The following is a 25,070-nucleotide window of genomic DNA, read 5'->3' on the forward strand; positions in this document are numbered from 1 at the left end:
CGTCATGATAAACATTGCTGTACTGACAAGCGTTATCGATTGTAAAACAATCGACCATAAGCCAAATAAAAGCAGAAGGTAACCCATTATTTTGAGGTTTATCTTTCATATGGTTACCTCCGTTATTTGAAGACGTGCAACTTATTAAGCGAAGATATTAGTTTTGTGACATATCAAATGTCTACTTTTAAATCTTAGTCATATGTAAAAAATATTTAAAGTTAATATCTGAACACTTTAGTTAGATACAATGTTACTTTATACCTTGTATCACCGCGCTATTTCTGCCCTCCCAGCTTAATGTTAACAAATTTAGATTTAAAAAATATCACTAGCTAATCTAGATCTACTTCTAGGCATGAGTTACCGCCTCCTTGTAACGCTGTTAATAAAAACCCTATTAATTTATTTTAAAATATAAATACAGTCTTCTGTAACCTACCCTTCACATTAACAATTACATCACTAATGTATAATGTATAAATAATCGTGCTAGTTGTATATTAAATCTAAATACTGGTTTATAAAGCTCCTTGCAATCTAGCTACAATAAAGTTTCATTCAGATTATAACTTATAGAAACAAAATCCATTCCAAAGCTCACTGAAAACCTCTTCCTTAAATAGATAAAATAAAATTAATCTTTGTTATATTTTTGTGTAGCCAATATCAACAATCAATTATATAGCAACAACTTAAGTTACGCCTTTGTGTGAACGAAATGTAAACGACCAGAACTAGATACATTCTGTTACACCTGTTAATTATGGGTGTGGTTTTATATCTTTTACATTGAAATCGCTTCGTATAAATCGAAGAAGGGAAGAAAGTTAATTATTAAAGGGAAAGGTATTAAAGATGTATAAAAAAACAATACTTTCTATTTGCATTACAACAGCTATTTTAGCTGGCTGTGGTAGTGACAATAGTGATACTAAAAAGAACATTTTGTCACCTACAAGCTCTGATGTAACCGTTAGTGCAAAGCAGTCAGTTACCGTTACAGGTACACTGACTGGGAACGATGAAGATAGTGATGTTACTTTCTCTATCGTTGATCCAGATTCAATTAAGCTTGGTAAGTTACTCATAACTGATGCCGCTAAAGGCACGTTCACCTACACTACTTCGGCTAGCGAAGGTGCTGAGGTCATCGATTTTAAAGTTAGTGATGGAGTCAATAAAGATTCGGTCTCCGAGCTGACTATTAACATTGATGGCGGTGATCCGCTATACACTCAACAATGGCACTTAAAAAACACGGCGCAGAATTCATTTTCTTTAAGTCGCGGTCTAACTGGGAACGATCTAAATGTAGAGGGCGCTATTTCAAGCGGTGCTACCGGTAAAGGTATTATTGTTGCTGTTATTGATAACGGCGTAGAAATCTCCCATGAAGATTTGAAAAATAATGTGATTGTTGGAGGGTCGTACAACTTAATTACCGGAACTAATGATCCAACGCCTTTTGCTGATAGTGCTGCTCATGGTACTGAGGTGAGCGGTATTATTGCTTCCGAGGGCTGGAACGGTTTTGGGGGGCGTGGTGTTGCACCAGAGGCAAGTTTAATTGGTTTCAACTTTTTAGACCAAGATCCACTATGTGCTCATCCAACACTAAGCAACTTCTTAACTTGTGCTGCAGGTGTACAGACGTTTGCCAACTTCGCTAAATCCCATGGTAAAAGTGCTTTTAGCGATACCGCAAGAGTGTTTAACCAAAGTTACGGTTATTCACCGACACTGCCGTTTACCACTGAAGAAGATGAAAATGAACTGATGCTAGATGTTGTTAAGCATGGACCTGATGGTAAAGGTGCTTTATTTGTTAAAGCCGCTGGTAACGGATTTCAATACTTCAAATTCCAAAATGCTTACTGGGCACCAAGTATCGCTGTGATTAAAGGTGAAGATAACAATCATGGTTTACCTTTCCATAACGCCAATATGTCACCAGATAATACTAACTTGTTCAATTTAGTTGTTAGCGCGACAAATGCAGTCGGCCAATTATCAAGCTATTCATCAGTTGGCTCTAATGTGTTTGTCGCTGGTGCTGGCGGTGAGTACGGTACTGATGCTCCTGCCATGGTGACGACCGATAGAATGACCTGTGCAAAAGGTAGCGCTACCACTAATGATCGCCCCAGTACAGGATTCATGGGCGGGGACCATCCTCTTAATGAGCAATGTAACTATTCATCAACAATGAATGGAACATCAGCTGCAACTCCTAGTGTAGCAGGTGTTATTGCATTGATATTGAGTGCTAATCCCGATTTGGGTTGGCGTGATGTTCGTGAAATTTTAGCTAAAACTTCAGTTGAAATTAATCCAGACCAATCACCAATAATGATAGATGTTGCAGGTAAAGCTGATTTTGAAGCTATGGGAGCATGGGTAAAAAATGCTGCAGGGTACCATTTCAATAACTTATATGGCTTTGGTCGCGTAGACGCAACAGCCGCAGTAAATCTTGCTAGAACCTATAAAGCTGATTTAGGCGATTACGTAATTAGTGATTGGACTACAAAAGACAAATTAGATAAGGCTATTCCGGATGCTAACCCGAGTGGCGTAACGGATGCTAATTCAGTTCTAGACAACCTAGTTATTGAGGGGGTTCAAATAGAGCTAAACATTGATCATAAGCGCTTACCTGACTTAGCTATCGAACTTATATCTCCATCAGGCACTCATAGCATGGTAATGACACCTTACAACGGTTTCACATTCCAAGGAGTCGCTGATGAAACGGATCCTGATGAAATCGTTACTGGTTATGTGGATACCCCAATGCTATCAAATGCTTTTTATGGTGAAGATTCGGCTGGCGACTGGACCCTTAAAGTGACTGACGTTAATAGCGGTCAATATAGTTTTTGGACTCAATATAGAGTAGGTACAGCTCAGAATCCTGCCGCCAATGATAAGGTCGTTGATATACCTAACGATGCAAACGGACTACTTAAAGGTTGGTCTATCCGTTTCCATGGTCATGCAGCTAGCTAATTGGAGTTACAAATGAAAAAATTTAAAGTAGTTATTTGCTTATCAGTATTACTTACCTCCTTTGCTGGGACGGTAGCATTCGCTGAGTCGGATATAGCTGAAAAGCTAAATATGAATGAAACCAAAACAAATGAACAAAAGTTAGTTGACCGCACATCATCTACAGAAGGAGCGTACAAAGTGCAGCAAGGTGATTCCATTATTCGCTCAGATACACTCACTAAAGGCCAAATCATCTTTGACCGTTTATCTCAACCATCGATAGTCACGGGTGATCTTGTTATTAAGCTATTTGATAATGCTTCATCTGAAGATTTTGCTAATGACCACGACCTTTCAATCTCTATGAATACGGAGTCTAACTTAGGGATTTACACACCTAAAACTGATGCTGACTTAGTTAAATTGCTCGAATCAATTAAAAAAGATGACCGTGTAATTAGAGCTAAGTTGGATAAATCGACTAACAAATATCAAATCCAGTGATAGATAAGTTTCAATAATCTGAATTTGAGATAATACATTTAATATCAACCCTCTTTGTGATTATATTTTTCAATTAGAACTCATTAATCACTTAGAGGGTACACAAAAACAACAAAAAACAAATTCACTTTTAATGGACTAATAGAAACAACCATAAAGATAAACTTATGGTTAAGCTAAGAGGACTCGTAACAGAGGACGTTACAGTGACAGTTGTGGCAGATAGAGCTTTGGTGATACCGCACTGTTTAACTTCATTAAACATGATCTGGGTTTTGAGTTCATTATTCAGATTAATGGGGCTAATAGGCCACCCATTTTAATCATCAGGTGAATCTACGGATTTTTTAACTGTTTATGTCAAAAGTGCCGTTGTACTTATACCAAGTCCAGCTGCAATTTAAGGTAACTTTATTACGTTGATTAATCTAAGCTGACTTAAAGCATTAAATAGCCAATTTTAGACGTAATGCGTCCCCATGAAACATGCAAGTTATGTGTGTATGACATTGAAGCTGGCTACTTAGTCAGGCCAATACTGACAAACTTCCTTTTCGCTACACAGTAATGAATTGCCACGCCATTTCATTTAAGCAAAGTAAGTCCATTTTCCGCAATCAAATTTCTATCCGTAAAAAACTGACGCTTTAAGCGTCAGTTTTACGTTAAAGAACCGATTAAAGCTTAAAGATATTATCCTTCGCATCACGGTCAATCAGCTTAATAAAGGGATCAACCCCTACATAGCTTGGCTTACCATCAAGGACTAAAGTTAAGTTATTCTCTCCACTAACAAGTCTATGCTTCTCTAATAGCAGCACTTCACTGTCATTTTTAAGGTTGTCAGGATCGGCGCTAAATACACCAATATCAATTAAGGCATCTAATGGTAATTCAGATTCCTCACCTTTGCCTTGGGCAGCTTTACGACCAGCATGAATAGTCAAGTCCAACTGTACTTTGCCATTATCCAATTGAGTCATCACTACATTCGTCAAACGTAAATCATATAATATGATCTGGTTAAATGAATCTTCGATAAACTGCGCTTGTTCCTTATCGACCCCCTGTTTAAGGTAGCGGACGAGATCCAAAGTGGTTGGAAAAGGATCATTACGATATTGATAACGTGTTAAAAATGCCTTCAAGTTATCATTAAGCCTATCTTCCCCTATAGCATCTTTAATCGCCATCATCACCACAGAGCCTTTTTGGTAGTGAATATATTGCTGGTTCTCACTACGCAATAACGGCATCTCTCTTATCGATTCAGACGACCGACCACGTAAGTATCGATCCAATTCATATTTAAGGAATTTACGGATCATTTTCTTGCCATATTTCTTTTCCAGCACCATCAAAGCAGAGTACTGAGATAAGGTTTCTGAAATAACAGCACTGCCCTGTACGTCAGCAGCCCCCACTTGATGCCCCCACCACTGATGTGCCACTTCATGCGCCGTTACGTAATACACGGGGTCAATATTGTCTTCATCACGTAAGTCGGTAATAAAACCAATACGCTCAGAATAAGGCACGGTATTAGCAAAGCTTTGAGCAAAACTGCGGTAACCCGGAAACTCCATGATCCGCATTTGCTTATGCTGATAAGGCCCAAATGCTTGAGTGTAATAATCAATAGAATCTTCCACTGATTCGATCATGCGATCGACATTCCAAGGGTGGTCTGGGTGATAGTAAACCTCAATCGCAATGCCCTTATGTTCAATACGTTTAACTTGATAACGTGCCGAAATAATAGCGTAAAAATTCACCATTGGACTGTCCATCAAATAGTGAAAATACTGCCGCCCATCTTTCTTCCACTGTTTTTGTAAGTATCCGGGTGCTAAGGCTATTTGGTCAGCAACCGTCGAAATGGTGGCTTCAAATTGAATAAAATCACCATTGGCCCCAAAAAAGTTCTGCGTGTAAAAGCGATCATCCTCAAGCTTGTTAGCACGCTGTTTTTCAGCTAAGTCACGCTTTTTACGCTCGTGACGATCTGACAACTCATAACCTTCTTGGTAACCAAATGCCGGTAATAACTCAAAATTATTAATGAAAGTACCATTTTCAACAACCGTGAAATCAAAGCCTGATTCGGCAATCCCGACTGACTCGCGGGTTAATTGAATATCCCCTTGTACTTTATCTCCTGGCATAATCGGCGTTTGGAAAGTCAGCCAAGTATTGCGGTAACGGTCATCAAACTCTCCTAGAGTTGAATGAGGAATATTGATCTTTACTGTGTCTGCACGTGTATGTTCCGGCAATTGTACTAACATTTTTTCGATTGGCTTATCTGACTTGTTCTGCCATTCAAATTTAATGTTCGCCACAATTTTACGGGCTTCAGGATAAAGATCGATATTAGCATTTACTTTTGTCGTCACTAATATAGGCCAGCCTTGGTATTGCTTGAACGCTTTTTCGTAGTCTGCTTGTAAATCGGCGCTTTCATCTGCAGTTTGGTACTCATTTAGCACTTTTGTTTGGTAAAATAAGTAACTCCCCATGCCCAGAAACACAACAAGAGCACTTGCCACTATAACCTTGCCACCGCCACCTAATTGGTAGCCTAACAAGTTCATTCGCGTCTTAAGGCTCTGCTGTGGCCCTCTGTGGTACAAGCCATAGCCTAAAACAAATAAGACTACGCTTAGCGCTCCCCAGTAAATCATGTACATACTCTGGGTGAACAAGCCCCAACCGTAACCATTCATATCGGAGTAAGCTAAGGTGGGTGCCTGAGCAAAATTATATAAACTATGACCAAAACCCCAACTGGACATCACAAACGTCGTTAAGTAATAGCCAACAAACAGGCCCATACCTACGTACTTATTCGGACTCAGCACTTGCAGGAAAAATGCCAGCACCGCGGACATAATCAAAGGCACAAGATAATAAAATCCAAGTCGAATAATATATTGCGACAACTCAAGATTGCTCTGGCCTTTAATTAACTGAAATACAATCGTGGTGCACATGGCCAGTAAATAAAGCAGGGTCATTACGATAACAACGGACACCAACTTTGAACTCCAAAAGCTCAAATTAGACACCGGCATGCTGTCAACAATATCCCCCATGCCCGATGTGCGTTCACGCCAAACAATTTCAGCACTGTAATAAATCAGCACTATGGTCATTAATAGGCCCGTAGCACCGGCAATGTTGTTAACCATGTCTTGTGTCAATGGCCAGTTTGAGGTGCCATACCACCCAAAGTCAGTAAACATCGGGCCAATTAAGTTAAATACTGTTAAGGCCCCTAAGACCACAAAAGGTGCTGTCAATAATACTTGGCGAACTTCAAACTTTACTCGCGTCCAAAACTGCAAACGGCCATTTGGCTGCGTCGCCACGGCCAATTGTGATAGCGGTGTAAGCTTGGGAAGTGTACCGGCTTTCAAAGACTTCTTTTCACGTTGCTTAGTTAACTTAGGTTGACTAAAGATGCCAGAAAACCCGAGTAATACCGCAGCAATACCTAGCCACAATAAGCGGTTTTGCAACATGATCCCTGACAATTCCACCAGCTGAGTATTTTTTTCACTGATGGTCCAATAACGAGTGACATCAGCAAAAGTACGTAGTGCAAAGGGATCAAGTAATGCAGCGATGGTACGATACTGTGGCTGACCCGCCATTTCACCCGTTAAGGTATAAAGCACCAGCATTGCCACAGCCGTAAGATATAAGGCCATCAAAGACCTAAATTTGATAGCCATCGCATAAAACAAGGTCGAAATTAATAATAAACTGGGCAGCGCCAATTGAAAATAAGGCACTACATAGTTCAGTAATGAGATGGAACCAAAACGGCTAGCATCCACCCAAGGCATAATAGAACCCAATAAGAAGCCCAGCGGAATAAAAGCAAACACCGCAATGACCACCAAGAAACTGCCTATAAAGCGGCCAAACTGATATGAGAATGGGGATAACGGCTTACTATAAATCAACTCTTCCATCAAATGCTGATGGTTACGAATTGCAGTCGTCCCCACAAAATTCACCACCGCAAACATCGAAATAAAGCTCATAATGAGCATCGACTGAGTAATACTAAAGGGGCTGTTTTTCATCACTTCGCCGCCAGCACCAATTTGTATATTGTTGGAAGCAACAGACAAAAAGCTCACTAAAAATAAAAGTGAAGCGACCACATAAAATGACGGTTGACGTAAATAATAACGCCACTCAAATCTCACCATAGATAACAACATAGTTCTTCTCCTTATGCTGCCTGACCATTACGGTGACGATGAAGCGTGGAAAAGTACAAATCCTCAAGACCGGCACGGGCAGCTGTGAAACCTTCTGGACATGTATCAGACATCACATGCAGAACAGTTCGACCAGCTAACAAACGTTTGGAAATGACTGATAACTCAGACTCCAGTAACGCGGCCTCAGCTTGGCTGACCGTCTTAGACCAAATTTTGTCATCCAACCCCTCGACTAATTGTAATGGGTTACCTTCAAGTAAAATTTTACCCGACGCCAGCACCGCCATGTTAGCGCAAAGTTCAGAGACATCTTCGACAATATGGGTTGAAAGAATAACCACTTTTTCTTCACCCAGGCTCACTAACAAGTTATGAAAACGGTTACGTTCTTCAGGATCTAAACCTGCGGTCGGTTCATCGACGATAAGCAATTTGGGATCGCCAATCAGCGCCTGCGCAATACCAAAACGTTGACGCATACCACCGGAAAAACCACTGACCGCCTTATTCTTATGTTGATATAAATTAGTATGAGCAAGTAAACCATCAACTGATTCTTTGCGAACTTTAGGGTTATTAAGCCCTTTTAATATGGCCAAATGATCTAATAAGTCATAAGCGCTTATACGTGGGTAGACATTAAAATCTTGCGGGAGATAACCTAAGGTTTCACGCAGTGCTTGCGGATCGGCCATGACATCTATGCCATTAAAAATAATACTTCCAGAATCTGCACTTTGCAGAGCTGAAATAGTACGCATCAATGACGATTTCCCTGCACCATTTGGCCCGAGCAAACCAAACATTCCCTTGTCTATATTGAGATTAACGCCATCAAGTGCTTTAACATCATTGTCATATGTTTTATTTAAATTGGTGATAGTTAACATGTGTGCCTCTTGTTCCTTGAGAATAAAATACCGCCAAAGCACCACCTATCATTAATGTTATAGGGGACTCACGATAAAATAAGATTTGAGCTATTATTTGACCAAATGAAAATGAATGCTAATCTCTTTTATTTACTGATTCAATCTGACTTTGTTACGGAATGTATAAGGGGCAGTTGATCTTTCGAGCTTAGTTTTTGTTCAACTCTTTCCGCTAAAGAATAATGCTTTTAGTATCAGGCTATTTAAACGTGTTAAATAAGCGCCTAATACACGCTTGTAGTAAAAGAATAAACGCTTTGAAACGAACTCAAATGACCACGCTATCTGGCTGTTTTTTAGTCGATATTTAACCGATACCTAAGTGTTAAACATTTGCTTTGTCTGCGAACAAAAATCAGACTGTCACCCTGTGATTTACACTCGAAATTGGGGGTGAAAAAGTGCAAACATTAGTTTGCAAAATTATTATGACTCAATAATATATATTTCAAATCATCTCATTTAGATTTTAAAACTCGCTGTTGTATAGAACAAACGCCTCACATTATCATAAGACCCAAAACCTGATCCCGAGCCTGTAGTTCCATCAGGTAAGTCACGATCAAACAAATTTTCAATCCCAGTTTTTAGCGTAATACCTGATTCAAAGTGAAGATCACAACTCTATCAAAAGGGGCTCTTGTGCTTGCTCAACAAAGTCTATATTCCTGACTCTAATGGTGCGAGTACTATCAGGAACTATAAAGTACATAAAATTAGACTTTATGAGATTGAAGGTTGTTCACTTACTAGCGTTAGTACGAGGAAGGTCACTGATGATTTTTTCCGAGTTTTAAAAAAACTCCATCATCATTCAAAGTGACCTACCTTAAACGGAACACCCGATGTAACAGCCATCAAAACAACATGATAAAAATCAATCGGAATACAGTAACTTAATAACTTACACCAAACCCCACAGAACCACCAAATACAGGAAGCCTCGGTACGAAACTATCGGGGCTTCTTGTATCTCTGCAAAACAATAGAATCAATATCTTACGTAGAGTAAAAGCTTATTCCACCAAGAGTTGCGGTCTTGGTCGTTATCCAGAGGTACCGCGGGCTAAAACAGGGAAAATAAGAGATGAGGCTCGCGAATGCTCGAAGCTAAAGGTTATTCTGTATTAAAGGCATCAATACAGCATGCGACGCTTAGTCTTAATATAAGCCGCACAGCAAAGCTCTCTGCCAGAGCAGAGAGCTTTATACCGTCCGAATATCTATCAATATTACGCTTTGCGAATTTTAGCCGGAAGAGACTGACGAGCAGCCGAGCCAACCACCCAATCAAGCATTACGCCTTTACCTTCACGAGTAGGGTCAATCAGACCGATATCATTAATATTGACACCATCACCGCCGCCGCGATTTTTTACTGGCTGTTGCTTACCATCAATCCAATGTGAACGCTCACCCAGTTCGGTGTGCCCAAATCCGTGCTCAAAGCCAAGGCTACCGGGCTTGATCCCATCGAGCACCATGGCGATGGCTTCGGTACTTGCACTCGGTGTTTCAACGATGAACCTATCACCGGTTTGAATCTGCGATTTTTCAGCATCAATTGGATGGATATACACCGGATTAATGCCTTTAATCGAATGCAGACGTGGAGAAAGGTTAGACACCGAACTGTGAATATTTGACTTGAAATTAGTCAAACTAAATGGCCACTCCTTAGGCGGATACTTTTCATCTAACGGCGTACCATCACTGAGTTTTTGAGGATACCAAGTTGGGCAACCACTGTAGAATTCGCCCGTCATCGTGTTTCTAGAGGTACCGACCTTCTCATTCCAGATGGCGAGCGGCTTAGTCCATTTGTGCTTCATGGTGTCGTCTTGATACGCATTAGATGCATTTTCAAAACGTCCTCCACGGGCAAAAATATACGCAACCCGTTTCATCTCGTCAGCCGTGAGGGTTTTCTGCATTGCCGGCATTAAACGTTCTAACCCTGACCAAGCAATATCCTCTGCTGATACCTCTGGTACACCGCCTTTTACATACGCAAGGTTAGCGGCTGAGCGCAGATAAAAGTCTTCGGCGCAGTGAATGCCATGCCAATTGCCCTTGCTATCAGGAATAGCTTTATCACCAAAGCCACCTAATTTCATTTTCTTAGCAATATCAATTAAAAAGTTTTCTAAACAGATTGAGCGGCCATCTTTACTTTTAGCTGTTCTAGGCTCAACAACTGGCCAACGGGCGGTAATGGCCTTCACTGGTACGCCGTGCCACGGTGCGGTCATTCCCCAGCTTTCATAGGTCACTGTGTCTGGGACCATATAGTCTGACAGTGCGGTGGTTTCGTTAATGAACGCATCAACTGACACAATTAGCCCGAGCTGCTTAGGATCTTTAAGTTTGTCCTCGAGTAGGTTTTTTAGGCCGGGAACACCGTACATTGGATTGGCCATGTGGTTGATCCACGCTTTAGCGCGATATGGATAACCGTCAATTGCCGCAGAAAGATGCTCAGTTAATAATGGCGCCGAGATAGGATACCAAGGCGCACGTGTAGGGTAAGGAGACTCTCCGGCTGCAACGCGGCGTTTATATTCACTGGTCTTGTGATACGGAAACTTACTGCGTGAGAGGAAGATACCTTTAGGCGCTGTTTTGCCCTCAAACTGAGTAAAGTCATAACGTGGGCCTTTAGCAGATGTAGGATACCCCCCTGCTCTTGCCATTGCGCCACCTTTGACATTAACGTTACCGACAAGGGCATTAAGCATCATGATCGTAAAGGCATTATAGAAACCATTGGTGTGCATGTTACCACCGTGGGTGTCGACGACGGCTTTAGTGCCATGGCTGGTAAAGCGAGTTGCTAACGCGATAATTTGCGCTTCGGCTATCTCACACTGCTGGCTGTAAAAACTCAGATCATGTTTAAACGCTTCATCTTTGAGTCGCTGTAGCGACGATTTCACTCTGACAGTACCATTAGCCAAAGCAACGTCACAGTCAACAAAAAGTGCCGCTTCGTCAGCTTGTGTATGCAAGCCAAACTCATCAGTTTTTGCGTCGACAATCACGTAAGGGTCCGTCTCAGAGTGGGCTTCACCTTCAAACGGCATGCTTATATCCGATGCACGCAAGAAGCTACCGTTACGAGGGTGTTTGTCATCACTGATGACCAAATGCGTGGCGTTGCACCAATGCGCGGTGCCCGCACGCTTCATGGCATTAACACCCGGTTGCGCGAGGAACGTTTTATTAAAACGTTCATTCTCAATGATCCACTGGATCATGCCCAGCACCAGCGCAGAGTCGCTAGCGGGCTTAATCGGCAGCCAATTATTATCATCCCCCGCCGCTAGGCTAGAAGAACCTGCCGGCAAGCTGGGCGTAACGATCGTGTACTGCAGGTTGCCATCGGTACGCGCTTTTGCCAATTGGCGAGCCTGTAGCTTAAACGGATTACCCGCTTGCGCTGGTGACATGCCAATAAAAATAATGTATTCAGCATGATTAAAGTCAGGCTTAAGGTGAGCAAACTTTTTAAGGTCATTCATAAAGGCACCACTCCCCGCTCGGAAAGCATACCCACAGTACGACCCATGATGGCCATAGTTACGGGTACCAAAGCTATTAAACGCAAAGCGCTTTAAAATATCATCTCGCCCTTCGTTACCCGCATTGGTGACTAACAGCTGATTGGCTTTTGGGCCATATTCAGGGTTTTGTGCATCAATCGGTGTATTGATATCGCGTATCGCTCTTAGGCCGTCAACGTGGCCTTCACCGAAGAGATCACCGCCTTCAACGACTTCTTCTATTAGCTGCTCATAGCTAATTTTTTGCCACTTGCCTTCACCTCGCTTACCAACACGTTTTAACGGCTCGGTAATACGATAAGGGCTATTGCGAATTTCAAGCATGCCATTTCCGCGAGCACACGCGGTTGAACGACCTTCTAGCCCTGACTCACCCGTTAGACTCAGGTAAGCGTCTTTTACCGGAGTATTGAAAGGAATGGGATTTTGATGTGATAACGGATGGTAGGGATTACCACTGATCCGCAAAATATCATCGGTACGATTATCGATTCGTACACGGAGTCCACACAACGTCCAGCAACCAAAACACATTGATGGCGCAACTCGCTGATTATGATTTGGAATTAGGTTGCCATTTTTATTGACTTGATACTCGGGTTCTAACGAGTTGCCGTGGTGAATATCGCGGGTTTTCTTGCCCGATGTTCCTTCGATAACCCCTTCTACCAGATGCTTAGTGGTGCCAGCGTATCCAGCTGAAAAAGCGCCCAGACCACCAACAGCGAGGCCTGATTTCAAAAATTGTCGACGTTTGTTGTCCATAGTGAAATCCTCTTTAATTAGTGGGTGGTCAGCGCGGTATCAGCACTTTTATGACGCTTGGGTTGTACTAACTCTGATGCCAGCATGGCAAGCGCCATCCACAGCCCAATCATGCCAACAATACCGAGTAAGCCACTGCTGCCCATGGGTAATGAATAGGGATAAGGCCCTACGTCGAATTTAGGAATGGTTTGCACTTCCATCATGGTTATCCAGCGGGTTATCCAACAGGCTGCAAGTAACATTAAAGCGTTACAGAACAATACGAAGTTACTGCTGTTATGACGTAAGGTTAATAGCACTAAAACGGCACAACTTAATATCGATACCGCTAACAGAGTAAGATCACTTGCCCAGCGACTATCATCAAAGAGCGAGAATGAAGGATTATTTGAGGCCCATATAGGGATAAGGATGAGTGCTAAAATACTGCTCAGTATGCTGGTCTGTTTGATGAGACGAACATCAGTTTTAGACAATTTGTCACTAGCTTCTTTTTGAGGAAAAAGTAACCATATAATAAGCGATAAACCCACCGCGCCGAGAAAAGCAGTGGTAAACCAGAGTAGTGGTGATGCAGGCTGGTCCCAAAGCGGACGAGCATGGACCGCTGCAATTTCAGCCCCGGTGTAAAAGGCAATCGACATACTGGATATAACAGTAATTGTCGCCACACTAAGCATCATTTTAGCGCTGGTTTTCCACTGCCCTAATGACAATTTAGACACTGTTCTAAATATCTTGCTCTCACTGTCTCTAAAACTCATTAAGTCGTCGCGCAGATACAGCCATGCAGTGACAACAGAGAGTCCAGAAAAAACAGGTAAGAAAAACGAGCCCATAGACATCCAAGACCACGGGGTGATATACGCATAAAAATGCCAAGCGCGGCCTGGCTGATGCAAATCTCCAGTAAGGGCTAATGGCCCAACAATTGCGCAAATGGCAAGTGTTAGGACTAATGCTGCGCGTAGGCGATGGCTGGTATGCTTTTTAAAGATAAGAGTGAGCAGAAACAACATTGCCGCCGCATAGGCTGACCCAATAAAAAAGAAATACTGTGTCGCCCAAGGTAGCCAAGCCATTTGTTGAGCCGGAACTAAGACTTCAGTAATGTTCATGCCTCTACTCCTTTGGGATCATAAATTGCGGGTTTGCCTTCAATATGGCTGGTAAAGCGTTCATCCATACCAATATAAAACACGTGCGGTTTAGTATTTTCTTCCGGCTTGAGTACTTTTATATCTTGGTGATTTTCTTTTAGTAAGCGATTAATCTCACTAGATAGATCATTTAGATCGCCAATCACCCGGGCTCCACCCACACACGTTTCAACGCAGGCAGGCAACAAGCCTTTTTCAAGACGGTGAGCGCAAAATGTACATTTGTCAGCGGTGAGGGTTTCTTCGTTAATAAAACGAGCATCGTAAGGACACGCTTGGACGCAGTAGGCACAGGCAACACAGCGACTGTTATCAACCATTACGATACCGTCTTCACGCTGGAAGGTCGCTTGCACCGGGCACACGGCAACACAAGGTGGGTTTTCACAATGGTTACAAAGCCTAGGTAGCATAAAAGATTTTACTTCTTTAACCCCTTGAGAACCGTCATTAAGTGTCACTTCATATTGCTTAACCGTGGTTCTGAACTGGCCGATTGGCGCTTGGTTTTCGATGCTGCACCCAACGGTACAAGCCTGACACCCTACACATTTTCGTAGGTCAACGACCATAGCGTAGCGTTTTCCGACCTGACCTTTACGATCCGGTTCGTCGTTATTACGTATAATAGTTCCCGCTGTTGCCGTGTTAACCCCAACAATAGGGATCAACGCGGCTCCGGCGGTAATAGCACTCAAAAAGCGACGTTTGTTAGAATCCATAATTCACCTGACTCGATTATTTTGATCTTGTTATCATTGTCAGTAAAATATGCTCAGCTCGGTATTGTGGATTTCCACATGTCTGAATAAACATTGATCTAAAACAAGTATCAAACAGCCTGTAAAGGCTATTACTCTGTTATTACAAGTATTCAATTTAGGAAAAGTGATGATGATAAAGCGATGGTTTCGTTATGGTTTCCATATTTTAGTATGGATGATAGCGTTGTTATCGTTGCCGGTATCAGCCACAACAACAGCTGCAGCAAATACACCTAACGTTGATATTGGCGTACTTGCCACGCGTGGCCATTTATACACAAAGCAACGTTGGCAGCCGACCATCGACTGGCTTAATCTACAAATACCTGAGGTTAACTTTGTACTCCATCCATTGGATTTAGATACCATGGCTAATGCAGTCAGCCAGCAAACTATGGACTTTGTACTCACCAATCCGGGGCAATCGGTCACATTAGGACGTCAGTATGCTTTGTCGTGGATAGCGACGTTAACGAACAAAGCACCAAGCAGTACTAACTTTGGTATTGGTTCTGCACTCGTAGTGAGAGCCAGCTCTGATTATCAGCGCCCTGAAGATATCGTGGGCTTGCCTATGGCTGCAGTGTCCGAGAATGCCTTTGGCGGCTATTTGACACTCCGCTATGAGATGGTGCAACAAGGGATTAATCCCAATGACTTTTTTGCTGACGTGCACTATTTAGGCTTTCCAATTGACGCGAATCTTTATCAACTTAGAGACCGAAACGTTGAAGCGGCGGTGATACCCGTCTGTCTGTTAGAAAATATGGTCAAAGAAGGCTTACTCAATAAAGCAAAGTTTCGAGTATTAAATCCAAAAGAGAATGGCCATTTTACTTGTCAGGTTTCAACGCCTCTTTATCCAAACTGGTCACTGGCAAAAACAGAGCGAGGTTCGGCTCAATTAGCAAAGAAAATCTCTCGTATTTTACTTTCCATGTCAGCAGAAAATACGGCAGCAATAGCCGCAGGGGCATCGGGTTGGACATCGTCAGTTAACCTGTTATCTATCGATAAAGTGTATCAAGCGCTGGATCTTTTACCGCTGCAGCAGCCTTGGTGGAAACAGGCATTGCGTTGGCTTCGAATTCATCAGGAGTGGGCTTGGGCCCTATTTATCTTTTTTATTTTTATCAATGTTTATCATTTCTGGCTTGAATACCGCTTTAGTAAAAGTAAACAAGCGTTGGAGCAAACACTGCACCGCTTAAAAGAGAAAGGGGAAATGTTAGAGCATTCTCAGCGTGTTGCCATTGTAGGAGAACTGGGCAGTAGCTTGGCACATGAGATAAATCAGCCATTAACCGCGATTAGAAATTACAGCGAAGGCGGATTATTACGCTTAGCTAAACAGCGGCCTTATGAAGATATTATTCCTGTTTTTGACAAGATCCAGAGTGAAGTTGAGCGCGCTGATGCGATTGTTAATCGCTTACGTACCTTAATCACCAAGCGAACGGTAAAAAAGAAGATGTGTGATATTGAGCAGTTACTTAACGATACTATAGAGCTATTGCATTTTCGGCTACAGAAACAAGAGGTCGTCATTGCGCGAGAATTAACAGGAACAGCGGTTAAGACTGTAGTTGATGTTGTTGGTCTACAGCAAGTGATGATCAACGTTATTAACAACGCGATTGATGCCTGTATGACGTATCTTGAGCGACATCCCGCTGAGGGATATCAAGCTAACATTATTGTACGAACCCATTATCAGCAAGACACCATAAGCATCGAGATTGTAGACAACGGTACCGGACTTGAACATGACAATCCAACAGAAGCATTTGTCAGTACCAAGACCGATGGATTGGGGTTAGGACTGGCAATTTGCCGCGATGTGATGGAAATGCATGGGGGAGAATTTATGATCCAGTCTCTCGAATCTAAGGGTTGTATTGTCACCATTTCATTGCCCGTCTTATCTACAATCAATAACAGGAGATAACCATGCTCAACCTCGCTAAAACCTTAGCCGTTTATGTTGTGGATGACGATAAATCAGTGCGAGACTCACTGGCATTTATGCTTGAGGAATATGAATTTAATGTCACCACCTTTGAAGATGGTCCGCAGTTTCTTGATGCATTAGATCTAACACAACCTGGTTGCGTTATTTTGGACTGCCGTATGCCTAAATTGCGGGGGCAGCAGGTGCATCAATTACTAAATGAAGCCAAGAGTCCGTTAGCCGTGATTTATCTTACCGGCCATGGTGATGTCCCAATGGCGGTGGATGCTTTACAGGCTGGAGCGGTGCACTTTTTTCAGAAGCCTGTCAGAGGAAGTGATCTGGCTTTAGCCCTTGAGCAGGGGTTAATCCAGTCAGCAGAAAAGATGAATACACTCGCGGTCAATGCCGCTTATGATTCATTAACCCTAAGGGAAAAGGACATACTGCGCCTGCTCATTGCGGGGAAACGTAATTTAAGAATAGCCGACGAGCTCTGCATTGCTATGCGTACTGTGGAGGTACATCGTGCGACCTTGCTAAAAAAATTCTCAGCAAAGACAGTCGCTGAATTAGCTTATATTTATGGGCACTGCCATGAGAGCGCATTTTAGTCACATCAGGACTTAACGTAGTGCAGGATCATCTCCCGACTCTTTAACAGCCGTGTGATGTGGCAAACCGGTGGAACAAACAAAATCAATATCCTAGATGCAATCTAACGCTGGCTTAATACAGAGCATAGCGACATATAATCTGCTTTTTATAACCTCTATAACCAATTTAACAACGGCAGTGGTTATGTGGTAGATACTGATAAAATCAGTATCCATCAGACAGTCAATGTCGACGTTCAACTCCTTTAGACGGTAAATGGTCATCCTATTAGTGTAGCAATCGCCCTTTAACCTATAGAACCAAAATATTCTCGGCTTAGGCAGCGGTCCCAATGGCTAAATAAAAATGACCAATCTCATTTTAGCACTAGACAATTGAGACATTACTAAATTAAGATTAGCGACTTGTAAATTATCAGATGTCCAAACATAGGGGGAATGTTAACAACAATGACAAATCAGCTCCCCCCAAAGTTTAAAGGTTATCTCTTACTAGCGTTTGGCTTGTGGTTGATTGTTCTGCAATCGATAACCTTCGCACACGCAGCAGAACATGCTCTAGAAGCTGATAACACTCACTGTTTGTACAGCAATGTTTACCATGATCAAAGTGCTGGCCCAACGTCAAACGCCATACCCGTCATTTGTCCGCCACAAACTGAAAATATAGCCGCACCATTATATCTACAGCCTTCTCTTGCTTGGCAACGTAACCTACAGGTTCGAGCTCCCCCTTTATAGTCCTTAAGCAAACTCCACATCATTTCAAATTTATTTTTTTGCTTATCTATAAGGACAAGCATAATGAAACTTGCACTATCATATGTAGCGCTAGCTGTTGCTGGCTGTTTTTCACCTGTAATGGCAGCTCAGCTACAAGGCCAAATTACCGATAATAATGGTACTCCAATCCCGAATGCGCATGTCAGCATCGACGGGGGTAAAAAAACAACCAGCGACACCCAAGGCCACTATCAATTATCCCTCGCAGATAACAGCCATGTTCACCTGCATGTAAGTAATGATAACTTCAAACATGCAGATCATGATTTACATATCGCGACAGGCACTGTGACGCAAAATGTGTCACTTGAGCAGGCTATGATGGAAAACATTGTCGTTACAGCATCGCCTTTTCTGCGCTCTGCAATGGAAAGCACCACGCCAATCAGCGTGATGACTGAAGACCAGCTAAAGCTGAATATCGAGCCAACCTTAGGCGATACACTTGAAAAATTGCCCGGTGTGCAGGCCTCTCATTTCGGTGCCGGTGCTAGTCGCCCTATCATCCGAGGTATGAGTGGTCCCCGTGTCATGGTATTAGAAAATGGTCTATCGGTGGGAGATGCTTCAACAGTATCAGCTGATCATGCGGTAACTACCGAAGCCGGAACCGCGCAGCAAATCGAAATTCTACGAGGGCCAGGTTCTCTACTCTACGGCAACGCCGCCATTGGTGGGGTTGTCAATGTCGTCAATAACCGAGTTCACGAGCAATCTGTCGATGAGTTATCTGGTAACTTCGGCACCCACTATGTTACTGGTAATAATGGTCGAACCGTCAATGGTGAACTAAACGGTGGCGACGGTAAATTCAATTGGCATTTAGACGGCACCCATCGTAATACGGACGATTTCAATATTGCCGGCAATGCTATTGAGGGCCAAGCTGAAACTCACGGTAGTGTTGCTAATAGTCAGCTAAAACTGGATGACTATGCGGCGGGTGTTGGCTACACAGGTGATAACAGTTTTGTTAGTCTTTCTGGGGCAAATACTCAATCTAACTACGGTATTCCCGGCAGAGGTGTACAAGGCGATCCAGACATCACCATTGATCTAAAAAAGACGGCCTGGCAGCTCCACAGTGGCTTGTTTGATCCATTTGCAGGGGTGAGTAAAATCCGCTTTGATGCAGGTTATACCGACTATCAACATGCCGAGCAAGAGAATGGTGATGCCGATACTTTCTTTTACAACAAACAGAGTGAAGCTCGTTTAAGCGTTAACAATACGCCTTGGGGAGAATGGCAAGGCGTTATGGGTCTGCATGCTATTCATCGGGATTTTTCTGTTCAGGGGGAGGAAGCACTGACACCTGACAGTAAAACCGACACCATTGCGGCATTTATCGTACAAGAACGTAAATTCGGGGACTTTCGCATCGAGCTCGGTAGTCGCATCGAACATTATCGTTTAAATCCCGACAGCATGAGTATAGAAACCTTGAATGGCTCACAAAACTATCAACCCGATGGTTTGAGTGATAACAATATCACGCTGTCCGCTGGCGTAGTCTGGGATTTTGCTACAGCCTATAACTTGGGCTTATCAATCGAAAGAGCCGAGCGCTCAGCCACTGCAGAAGAGCTTTACAGTTTTGGCGCTCATGATGCGACCCAAAGCTTCGAGGTGGGCTCTCAATTCAAGATTGAAAATGGTAATGTCATTCCAGACAGTGGCGATAGTGACAAGGAAATAGCCAACAATATCGACTTAACCTTGCGTAAATTAGAGGGGGCATGGACGGGGTCTTTTAGTGTTGCCTATAACAAGATCAATGACTTCTACTATGAAAAAGATACGGGTCTTGTCGCCTCTGATATAGGATCAGAAGGAGATCTGCCAGTGTATCAATTCACCCAAGGCGATGCCGAACTCTATTCAGTCGAAGCCCAAGCCAACATCCCCTTTAACGACACCTGGTCACTGGATTTACTCAGTGATTATACTCGCGGTAAATTGGTCGATGGGGGTAATCTACCACTGATATCGCCGATGCGATTTGGCTCAACCCTTAACTTTGACCAACAAGATTGGCATGCAGAAGTCGGGGTAATGGGTTATGCAAAGCAAACCGACACCGCTGAAAATGAAACAGATACTGCTGGTTATGCTTTGGTAGATACCGCTCTAACTTATCATTTACCTACTGAGAATGGCGACATGATGTTCTATGTGAAGGGCAACAACTTACTCGATCAGGATGCGAGGCCACACACCTCATTACTCAAAGAGTATTCCCCACTCATGGGTCGGAGTTTTATGCTTGGCATGAACTACGATTTTTAATCGATGCTAAAACACATCGCTTGATATGAGCGCAAACCTTAAGGCGAAGTCGGTGACTTCGCCTTTTTAATAAAGGGACCTGTCGTCATTTTGGTTTTAAAAATAATCCAGTGATAATAAAGGATTATCAACCAAGCTGAGCTCGCCGTGAATGGCTTCAAAGAGTGACAGCGTTTAGCGACTATCCAAACGTTAGGTAAGTTCATAGCGGCACAATCCCCCTAAGCAACACGTCATTACCGACACACCACGTCATATAACATGGCTTTTGCAGCAATTATTGACGTGTTTCCCCATAAAAACAGGTATCGATTTACCCGCCGGAGATGCTAGCTTCAACCTGCTTACCCAATACCCAAAGGCATCGAACTCGAGTCTATATCGCGCGAGTAACAAAACGAAAATATAGCTTCACTATTGAGCACACTCAGACATGAGCGTTCAAGCAGCTGTGCAATGGGAACGAAAGGTTGATACCACCCTACTATTTCATATCTCGGCTAGTCGCTGTAGGGTAAAAGGTGCAATCACCACCATCAAATAGTCGAGCATAAGATGATAGTGATTACAGGATGTCGCACGCTAATAGACCAATAAACCATTAGCGTGCTTAAACATAAAACTCTCTAAAACTAGTTAGCCAACATCAATAATGGTGTTTGTGCTACCGACTGAAAATCTAGCGCCATAGTCACGCTTAACGCGGTAATAGTTATGATAGAAAAACCAAATACCTGACGTGCCCAGCTATGAAGATTAATATCACGGCGATAACCTTTTAATGCCATGGCAAGCCACCAAAAACTGGTCGCACAAGTTACCGCCATAAAGGCGATACCGGTATAACCTGCTAATGGCAGCAACACACTGACCAGTGCAAACACAGCTATATACAGCACAATATGCAATTTAGCCTTAGCCATCCCCTCAGACACGGGTAACACGGGAATATTAGCCGCGGCATAATCATTGAAACGATAAATAGCGATGGCGTAAGAGTGTGGCATCTGCCATAAGCTAAACATTAGCAGCAAAATAAGCGCACCAGCATCCATTTCCCCGGTCACAGCGCAATAGCCAACCACGGGCGGAACCGCACCTGAAAAACTGCCCACCAAGGTGCCATAGACAGAGTTTCGCTTCATATACAGACTATAAACACCCACATAGACTAGGTAACCAATCACGGCAAATATCACCGCTAAGCTATTGGTATATATTATTAAGGTACCAAAACCTAATATACCTAAGAGCACGCTATATATCAGTACCGATGGTACCGATATCGCCCCCGTCACCGTGACTCGGTTACGGGTGCGTTGCATCTTTGCGTCGATATCGCGATCAATACAGTTGTTAAGTCCACAGCCCGATGCAACCACCAAAGACAAGCCCAGCATGGTCATCAACATCAAGGTCAAATCCACGTTACCTTTAGCAGCAAGTAAAAAACCACCCGCAACGGAAATCAAATTCCCCATGATAATGCCAGGCTTCGTTACCTGAATATATCCTTTCAAATACGTCTTCCATTGCATAGACATCAACCGACCTTGAATATTCATAACCAGCCTCTTACTACATCATCAAATCGTTGGCTGCATAGATAATCCATACAGACAAACCCACCACCATGACAATAATCAAGGTAGTAAACAGGAACGAAAATGTATTGAGTCTGCCCTCTTTAGAGAAATCAAGATGCAGAAAATACTTTAAATGCACCACAATCTGCACAATAGCGGTCACCAGCACGATGCCTAAGGTTATTGGCTTATCAAAGTGATGCGTCATCACTGCCCAAAATGGGATCCCAGTTAAGATAACCGACAATAAAAAACCGACCAAATATGACTTAACACTGGCGATCAGGCTCTCTGAAGTATTGCCTGGTGTTGTATGCGCTAGATTCATCACAATACCCCCAATAAATAAACCACGGTAAAGACACAAACCCACACAATATCAAGGAAGTGCCAAAACAAACTTAGGCAACTCAAGCGAGTGACACTACGTTTGGTCAAACCTGTTTTACCCACTTCAAACATCATAATTGCCATCCAAATAAGCCCCGCAGTAACATGTAAGCCATGCATACCGACTAAAGCAAAAAAGGATGACAAAAATGCGCTACGCTGAGGCCCGTGACCCGCCTCTATCAAGTGATGGAATTCGTAGACCTCCATACTGATAAATACACACCCTAAAACAAAAGTGATCATCAGCCAGGTTAACGTGGCTGAACGCTTCTGATGTTTTGCGCAAATTAAGGCGAAACCAAAGGTGATACTACTGACCAACAGTGCTGCAGTTTCGATAAGAACAAAGTTTAATTCGAAAATATCTTTCCCCGATACGCCACCATCGGTATTCATGAACAGTACCGCGTAAGTGGCAAATACAGAGGCAAACAAGATGCAATCGGTCATCAAGTAAAGCCAAAAACCTAATAGCGTATTTCCGCTAGTGTCATGGTGATCATCTGCTTGTTCAACGTATAAATCTCTTGAGATAGCAGTACTCATATCCGCCCCCTTGCCACTTTATCTAAGTGTGCATTTTCGATGCGAGCTATTTCATCAGGTTGAACGTAGTAATCATGGTCGTTGCTATAAGCTCGGAACAAGAACACTACAAAAGCACCTAACATACCCGCGATAGCTAACCAAAGAATATGCCAAATCGCGGCAAAACCGGCAGCGGTTACGCCTAAGGCTATTAAAATACCACTGGCCGTATTTTTCGGCATATGAATGGGTTCATAATGATCATAACGTTGATAAGCCTCCCCTTTCTCTTTCATATCAGTGAAACTGTCGATATCAGACACTTGAGGATCTTTAGCAAAGTTATAGAACTGCGGCGGTGAAGATGTTGACCACTCTAGTGTATGGCCATTCCACGGATCGCCGGTCGTATCAAGATTTTGTTCTCTATCTCTAAAGCTCACATACAGTTGTACGAACTGTAATATGATGCCGACAAAGATGATAAAGGCGCCCACTGCAGCCAAATAAATCCAGATGTTCCAATCAGGATTATCAGTGTGATTAATACGACGGGTCATGCCTAAAAACCCAAGGACATATAAAGGCATAAAGGTGACATAGAAACCGATCTGCCAGCACCAAAATGCGGCTTTACCTAAGCGTTCATTAAGCTTGAAGCCCATCGCTTTCGGGAACCAATAAGCAAAACCTGCAAAATAACCGAACACAGCTCCACCTATAATGGTGTTATGGAAATGAGCGATTAAAAATAAGCTGTTATGCAAAACATAGTCCGCGCCAGGAAGGGCTAACAATACGCCTGTCATCCCACCAATAGTGAACGTCGTCATAAAGCCTAACGTCCACAGAACAGGCACGGTAAACTTTAATCGACCTCGATAGATAGTAAACAACCAGTTAAATAACTTAACTCCGGTTGGCACCGCTATCACCATGGTCATCACCCCGAAGAAGGCGTTGACGTTTGCACTCGACCCCATCGTAAAGAAGTGATGTAACCACACGATAAAGCCTAAAACAGAGATAGCACCACTAGCCCAAACCATTGATTTGTAGCCAAACAATCGTTTAGAGGTAAATGTGGAAATGACCTCAGAAAAAATACCAAAAGCAGGTAATACTAGTATGTAAACTTCAGGATGACCCCAAGCCCAAAAGAGGTTGATGTACATCATGGCGTTGCCGCCACCATCATTAGTAAAGAAGTGGAAACCCATATATCGATCAAGGGTTAACATGCCAAGTACTGCCGTTAAGATTGGGAAAGAAGCCACGATCAAAATATTGGCCCAAGTACAGGTCCAAGTAAAAATCGGCATCTGCATTAACTTCATGCCCGGCGCACGCATTTTAAGCACCGTCGCGATAAAGTTAACCCCGGTTAACGTCGTGCCTATGCCTGAGATCTGTAATGCCCAGATATAGTAATCGACACCGACCCCGGGGCTAAATGACAGCTCAGACAATGGCGGGTAAGCCACCCAACCCGTTTTAGCGAATTCACCTAATCCCAACGAGATATTAATTAATATCGCACCGCCAGTGGTAAGCCAAAAACTTAAGTTATTAAGAAACGGAAAAGCGACATCTCTAGCACCAATTTGTAATGGCAAGACTAAATTCATCAGACCGATCATAAATGGCATTGCCATAAAGATAATCATGATCACGCCGTGAGCCGTGAAGATTTGGTCGTAGTGCTCTGGTGGCAGATATCCTGTCGCGCCATTAACTGCCAGTGCTTGTTGAGTTCGCATCATTATTGCATCTGAGAAGCCACGAACGAGCATCACAAAAGCAAGCACAATATACATAATACCTAAGCGTTTATGATCAACTGAGGTAATCCAGTCATTCCACAATACGCCCCATTTTTTATATTTAGTGATCAACCCGACAAGAATAATGCCTATTATGGCGACAACCGCTAAGGTCACCATAATAATGGGCTCTTGATACGGAACTGATTCTAACGTTAGTTTTCCGAGAAAAGACAT

Annotated in this window: 15 protein-coding genes; 6 read left to right on the forward strand and 9 right to left on the reverse strand. The window is 42.9% G+C overall.

Translation table 11 applies throughout. The features are described 5' to 3' along the window. Positions 1 to 858 precede the first annotated feature (858 nt). Entirely contained in the window at positions 859 to 3,012 is a 2,154-nt protein-coding gene (locus CXF86_RS01890) for a S8 family serine peptidase (RefSeq protein ID WP_102038219.1), read from the forward strand. Positions 3,013 to 3,024: 12 nt separating this feature from the next. Then, complete coding sequence (locus tag CXF86_RS01895; RefSeq protein ID WP_102038220.1) at positions 3,025 to 3,498, forward strand: hypothetical protein; 474 nt, start codon at positions 3,025 to 3,027, stop codon at positions 3,496 to 3,498. 677 nt (positions 3,499 to 4,175) lie between these two features. On the opposite strand, the gene CXF86_RS01900 is transcribed toward CXF86_RS01895, so the two are convergent. From CXF86_RS01900 to dsrO, 5 genes are all read right to left on the reverse strand, one after another. Beyond that, positions 4,176 to 7,733: an ABC transporter permease/M1 family aminopeptidase gene (locus CXF86_RS01900; protein ID WP_102038221.1), complete on the reverse strand. Its 3,558-nt coding sequence runs from the start codon at positions 7,731 to 7,733 to the stop codon at positions 4,176 to 4,178. Between the two features lie 11 nt (positions 7,734 to 7,744). Further along, entirely contained in the window at positions 7,745 to 8,626 is an 882-nt protein-coding gene (locus CXF86_RS01905) for an ABC transporter ATP-binding protein (RefSeq protein ID WP_102038222.1), read from the reverse strand. Between the two features lie 1,274 nt (positions 8,627 to 9,900). Next, positions 9,901 to 12,996: a tetrathionate reductase subunit A gene (locus CXF86_RS01910; RefSeq protein WP_102038223.1), complete on the reverse strand. Its 3,096-nt coding sequence runs from the start codon at positions 12,994 to 12,996 to the stop codon at positions 9,901 to 9,903. Between the two features lie 17 nt (positions 12,997 to 13,013). Further along, a complete protein-coding gene (gene nrfD / locus CXF86_RS01915) occupies positions 13,014 to 14,117 on the reverse strand; it encodes an NrfD/PsrC family molybdoenzyme membrane anchor subunit (protein WP_102038224.1) in 1,104 nt (367 codons plus the stop codon). Further along, positions 14,114 to 14,881 carry a sulfate reduction electron transfer complex DsrMKJOP subunit DsrO gene (gene dsrO, locus CXF86_RS01920; protein ID WP_101090665.1) on the reverse strand — a complete coding sequence of 256 codons (768 nt, stop codon included), beginning with the start codon at positions 14,879 to 14,881 and terminating at the stop codon, positions 14,114 to 14,116. Before dsrO ends, nrfD begins: the two co-directional genes overlap by 4 nt. Positions 14,882 to 15,050: 169 nt before the next feature. Here dsrO and CXF86_RS01925 point away from each other — a divergent pair, with 169 nt between their 5' ends. The 4 genes from CXF86_RS01925 to CXF86_RS01940 all read left to right on the forward strand — a co-directional run bounded on the left by CXF86_RS01925 (position 15,051) and on the right by CXF86_RS01940 (position 20,563). Further along, entirely contained in the window at positions 15,051 to 16,871 is a 1,821-nt protein-coding gene (locus CXF86_RS01925) for a sensor histidine kinase (protein WP_102038225.1), read from the forward strand. 2 nt (positions 16,872 to 16,873) lie between these two features. Next, positions 16,874 to 17,488 carry a response regulator transcription factor gene (locus CXF86_RS01930; RefSeq protein ID WP_102038226.1) on the forward strand — a complete coding sequence of 205 codons (615 nt, stop codon included), beginning with the start codon at positions 16,874 to 16,876 and terminating at the stop codon, positions 17,486 to 17,488. 453 nt (positions 17,489 to 17,941) lie between these two features. After that, positions 17,942 to 18,232, forward strand: a complete 291-nt coding sequence (locus tag CXF86_RS01935; protein ID WP_101090662.1) for a hypothetical protein — start codon at positions 17,942 to 17,944, stop codon at positions 18,230 to 18,232. Positions 18,233 to 18,295: 63 nt separating this feature from the next. After that, the gene (locus tag CXF86_RS01940; RefSeq protein WP_102038227.1) at positions 18,296 to 20,563 is read left to right on the forward strand and encodes a TonB-dependent receptor; all 2,268 of its coding nucleotides are present in this window, start codon (positions 18,296 to 18,298) and stop codon (positions 20,561 to 20,563) included. A 632-nt stretch (positions 20,564 to 21,195) separates the two neighbouring features. Here the strand turns inward: CXF86_RS01940 and cyoE are convergent. The 4 genes from cyoE to cyoB are packed head-to-tail and all read right to left on the reverse strand — an operon-like array spanning position 21,196 to position 25,070. Continuing rightward, entirely contained in the window at positions 21,196 to 22,128 is a 933-nt protein-coding gene (cyoE, locus tag CXF86_RS01945; RefSeq protein ID WP_102038228.1) for a heme o synthase, read from the reverse strand. A 13-nt stretch (positions 22,129 to 22,141) separates the two neighbouring features. Beyond that, on the reverse strand, positions 22,142 to 22,477 hold the full coding sequence (cyoD, locus tag CXF86_RS01950; protein WP_101090659.1) for a cytochrome o ubiquinol oxidase subunit IV: 336 nt from the start codon (positions 22,475 to 22,477) through the stop codon (positions 22,142 to 22,144). Further along, a complete protein-coding gene (gene cyoC / locus CXF86_RS01955; RefSeq protein ID WP_101090658.1) occupies positions 22,477 to 23,088 on the reverse strand; it encodes a cytochrome o ubiquinol oxidase subunit III in 612 nt (203 codons plus the stop codon). Before cyoC ends, cyoD begins: the two co-directional genes overlap by 1 nt. Further along, entirely contained in the window at positions 23,085 to 25,070 is a 1,986-nt protein-coding gene (gene cyoB / locus CXF86_RS01960; protein WP_102038229.1) for a cytochrome o ubiquinol oxidase subunit I, read from the reverse strand. Before cyoB ends, cyoC begins: the two co-directional genes overlap by 4 nt.

It is taken from the genome of Shewanella sp. GutCb, assembly GCF_002836135.1.
Lineage (GTDB): Bacteria > Pseudomonadota > Gammaproteobacteria > Enterobacterales > Shewanellaceae > Shewanella.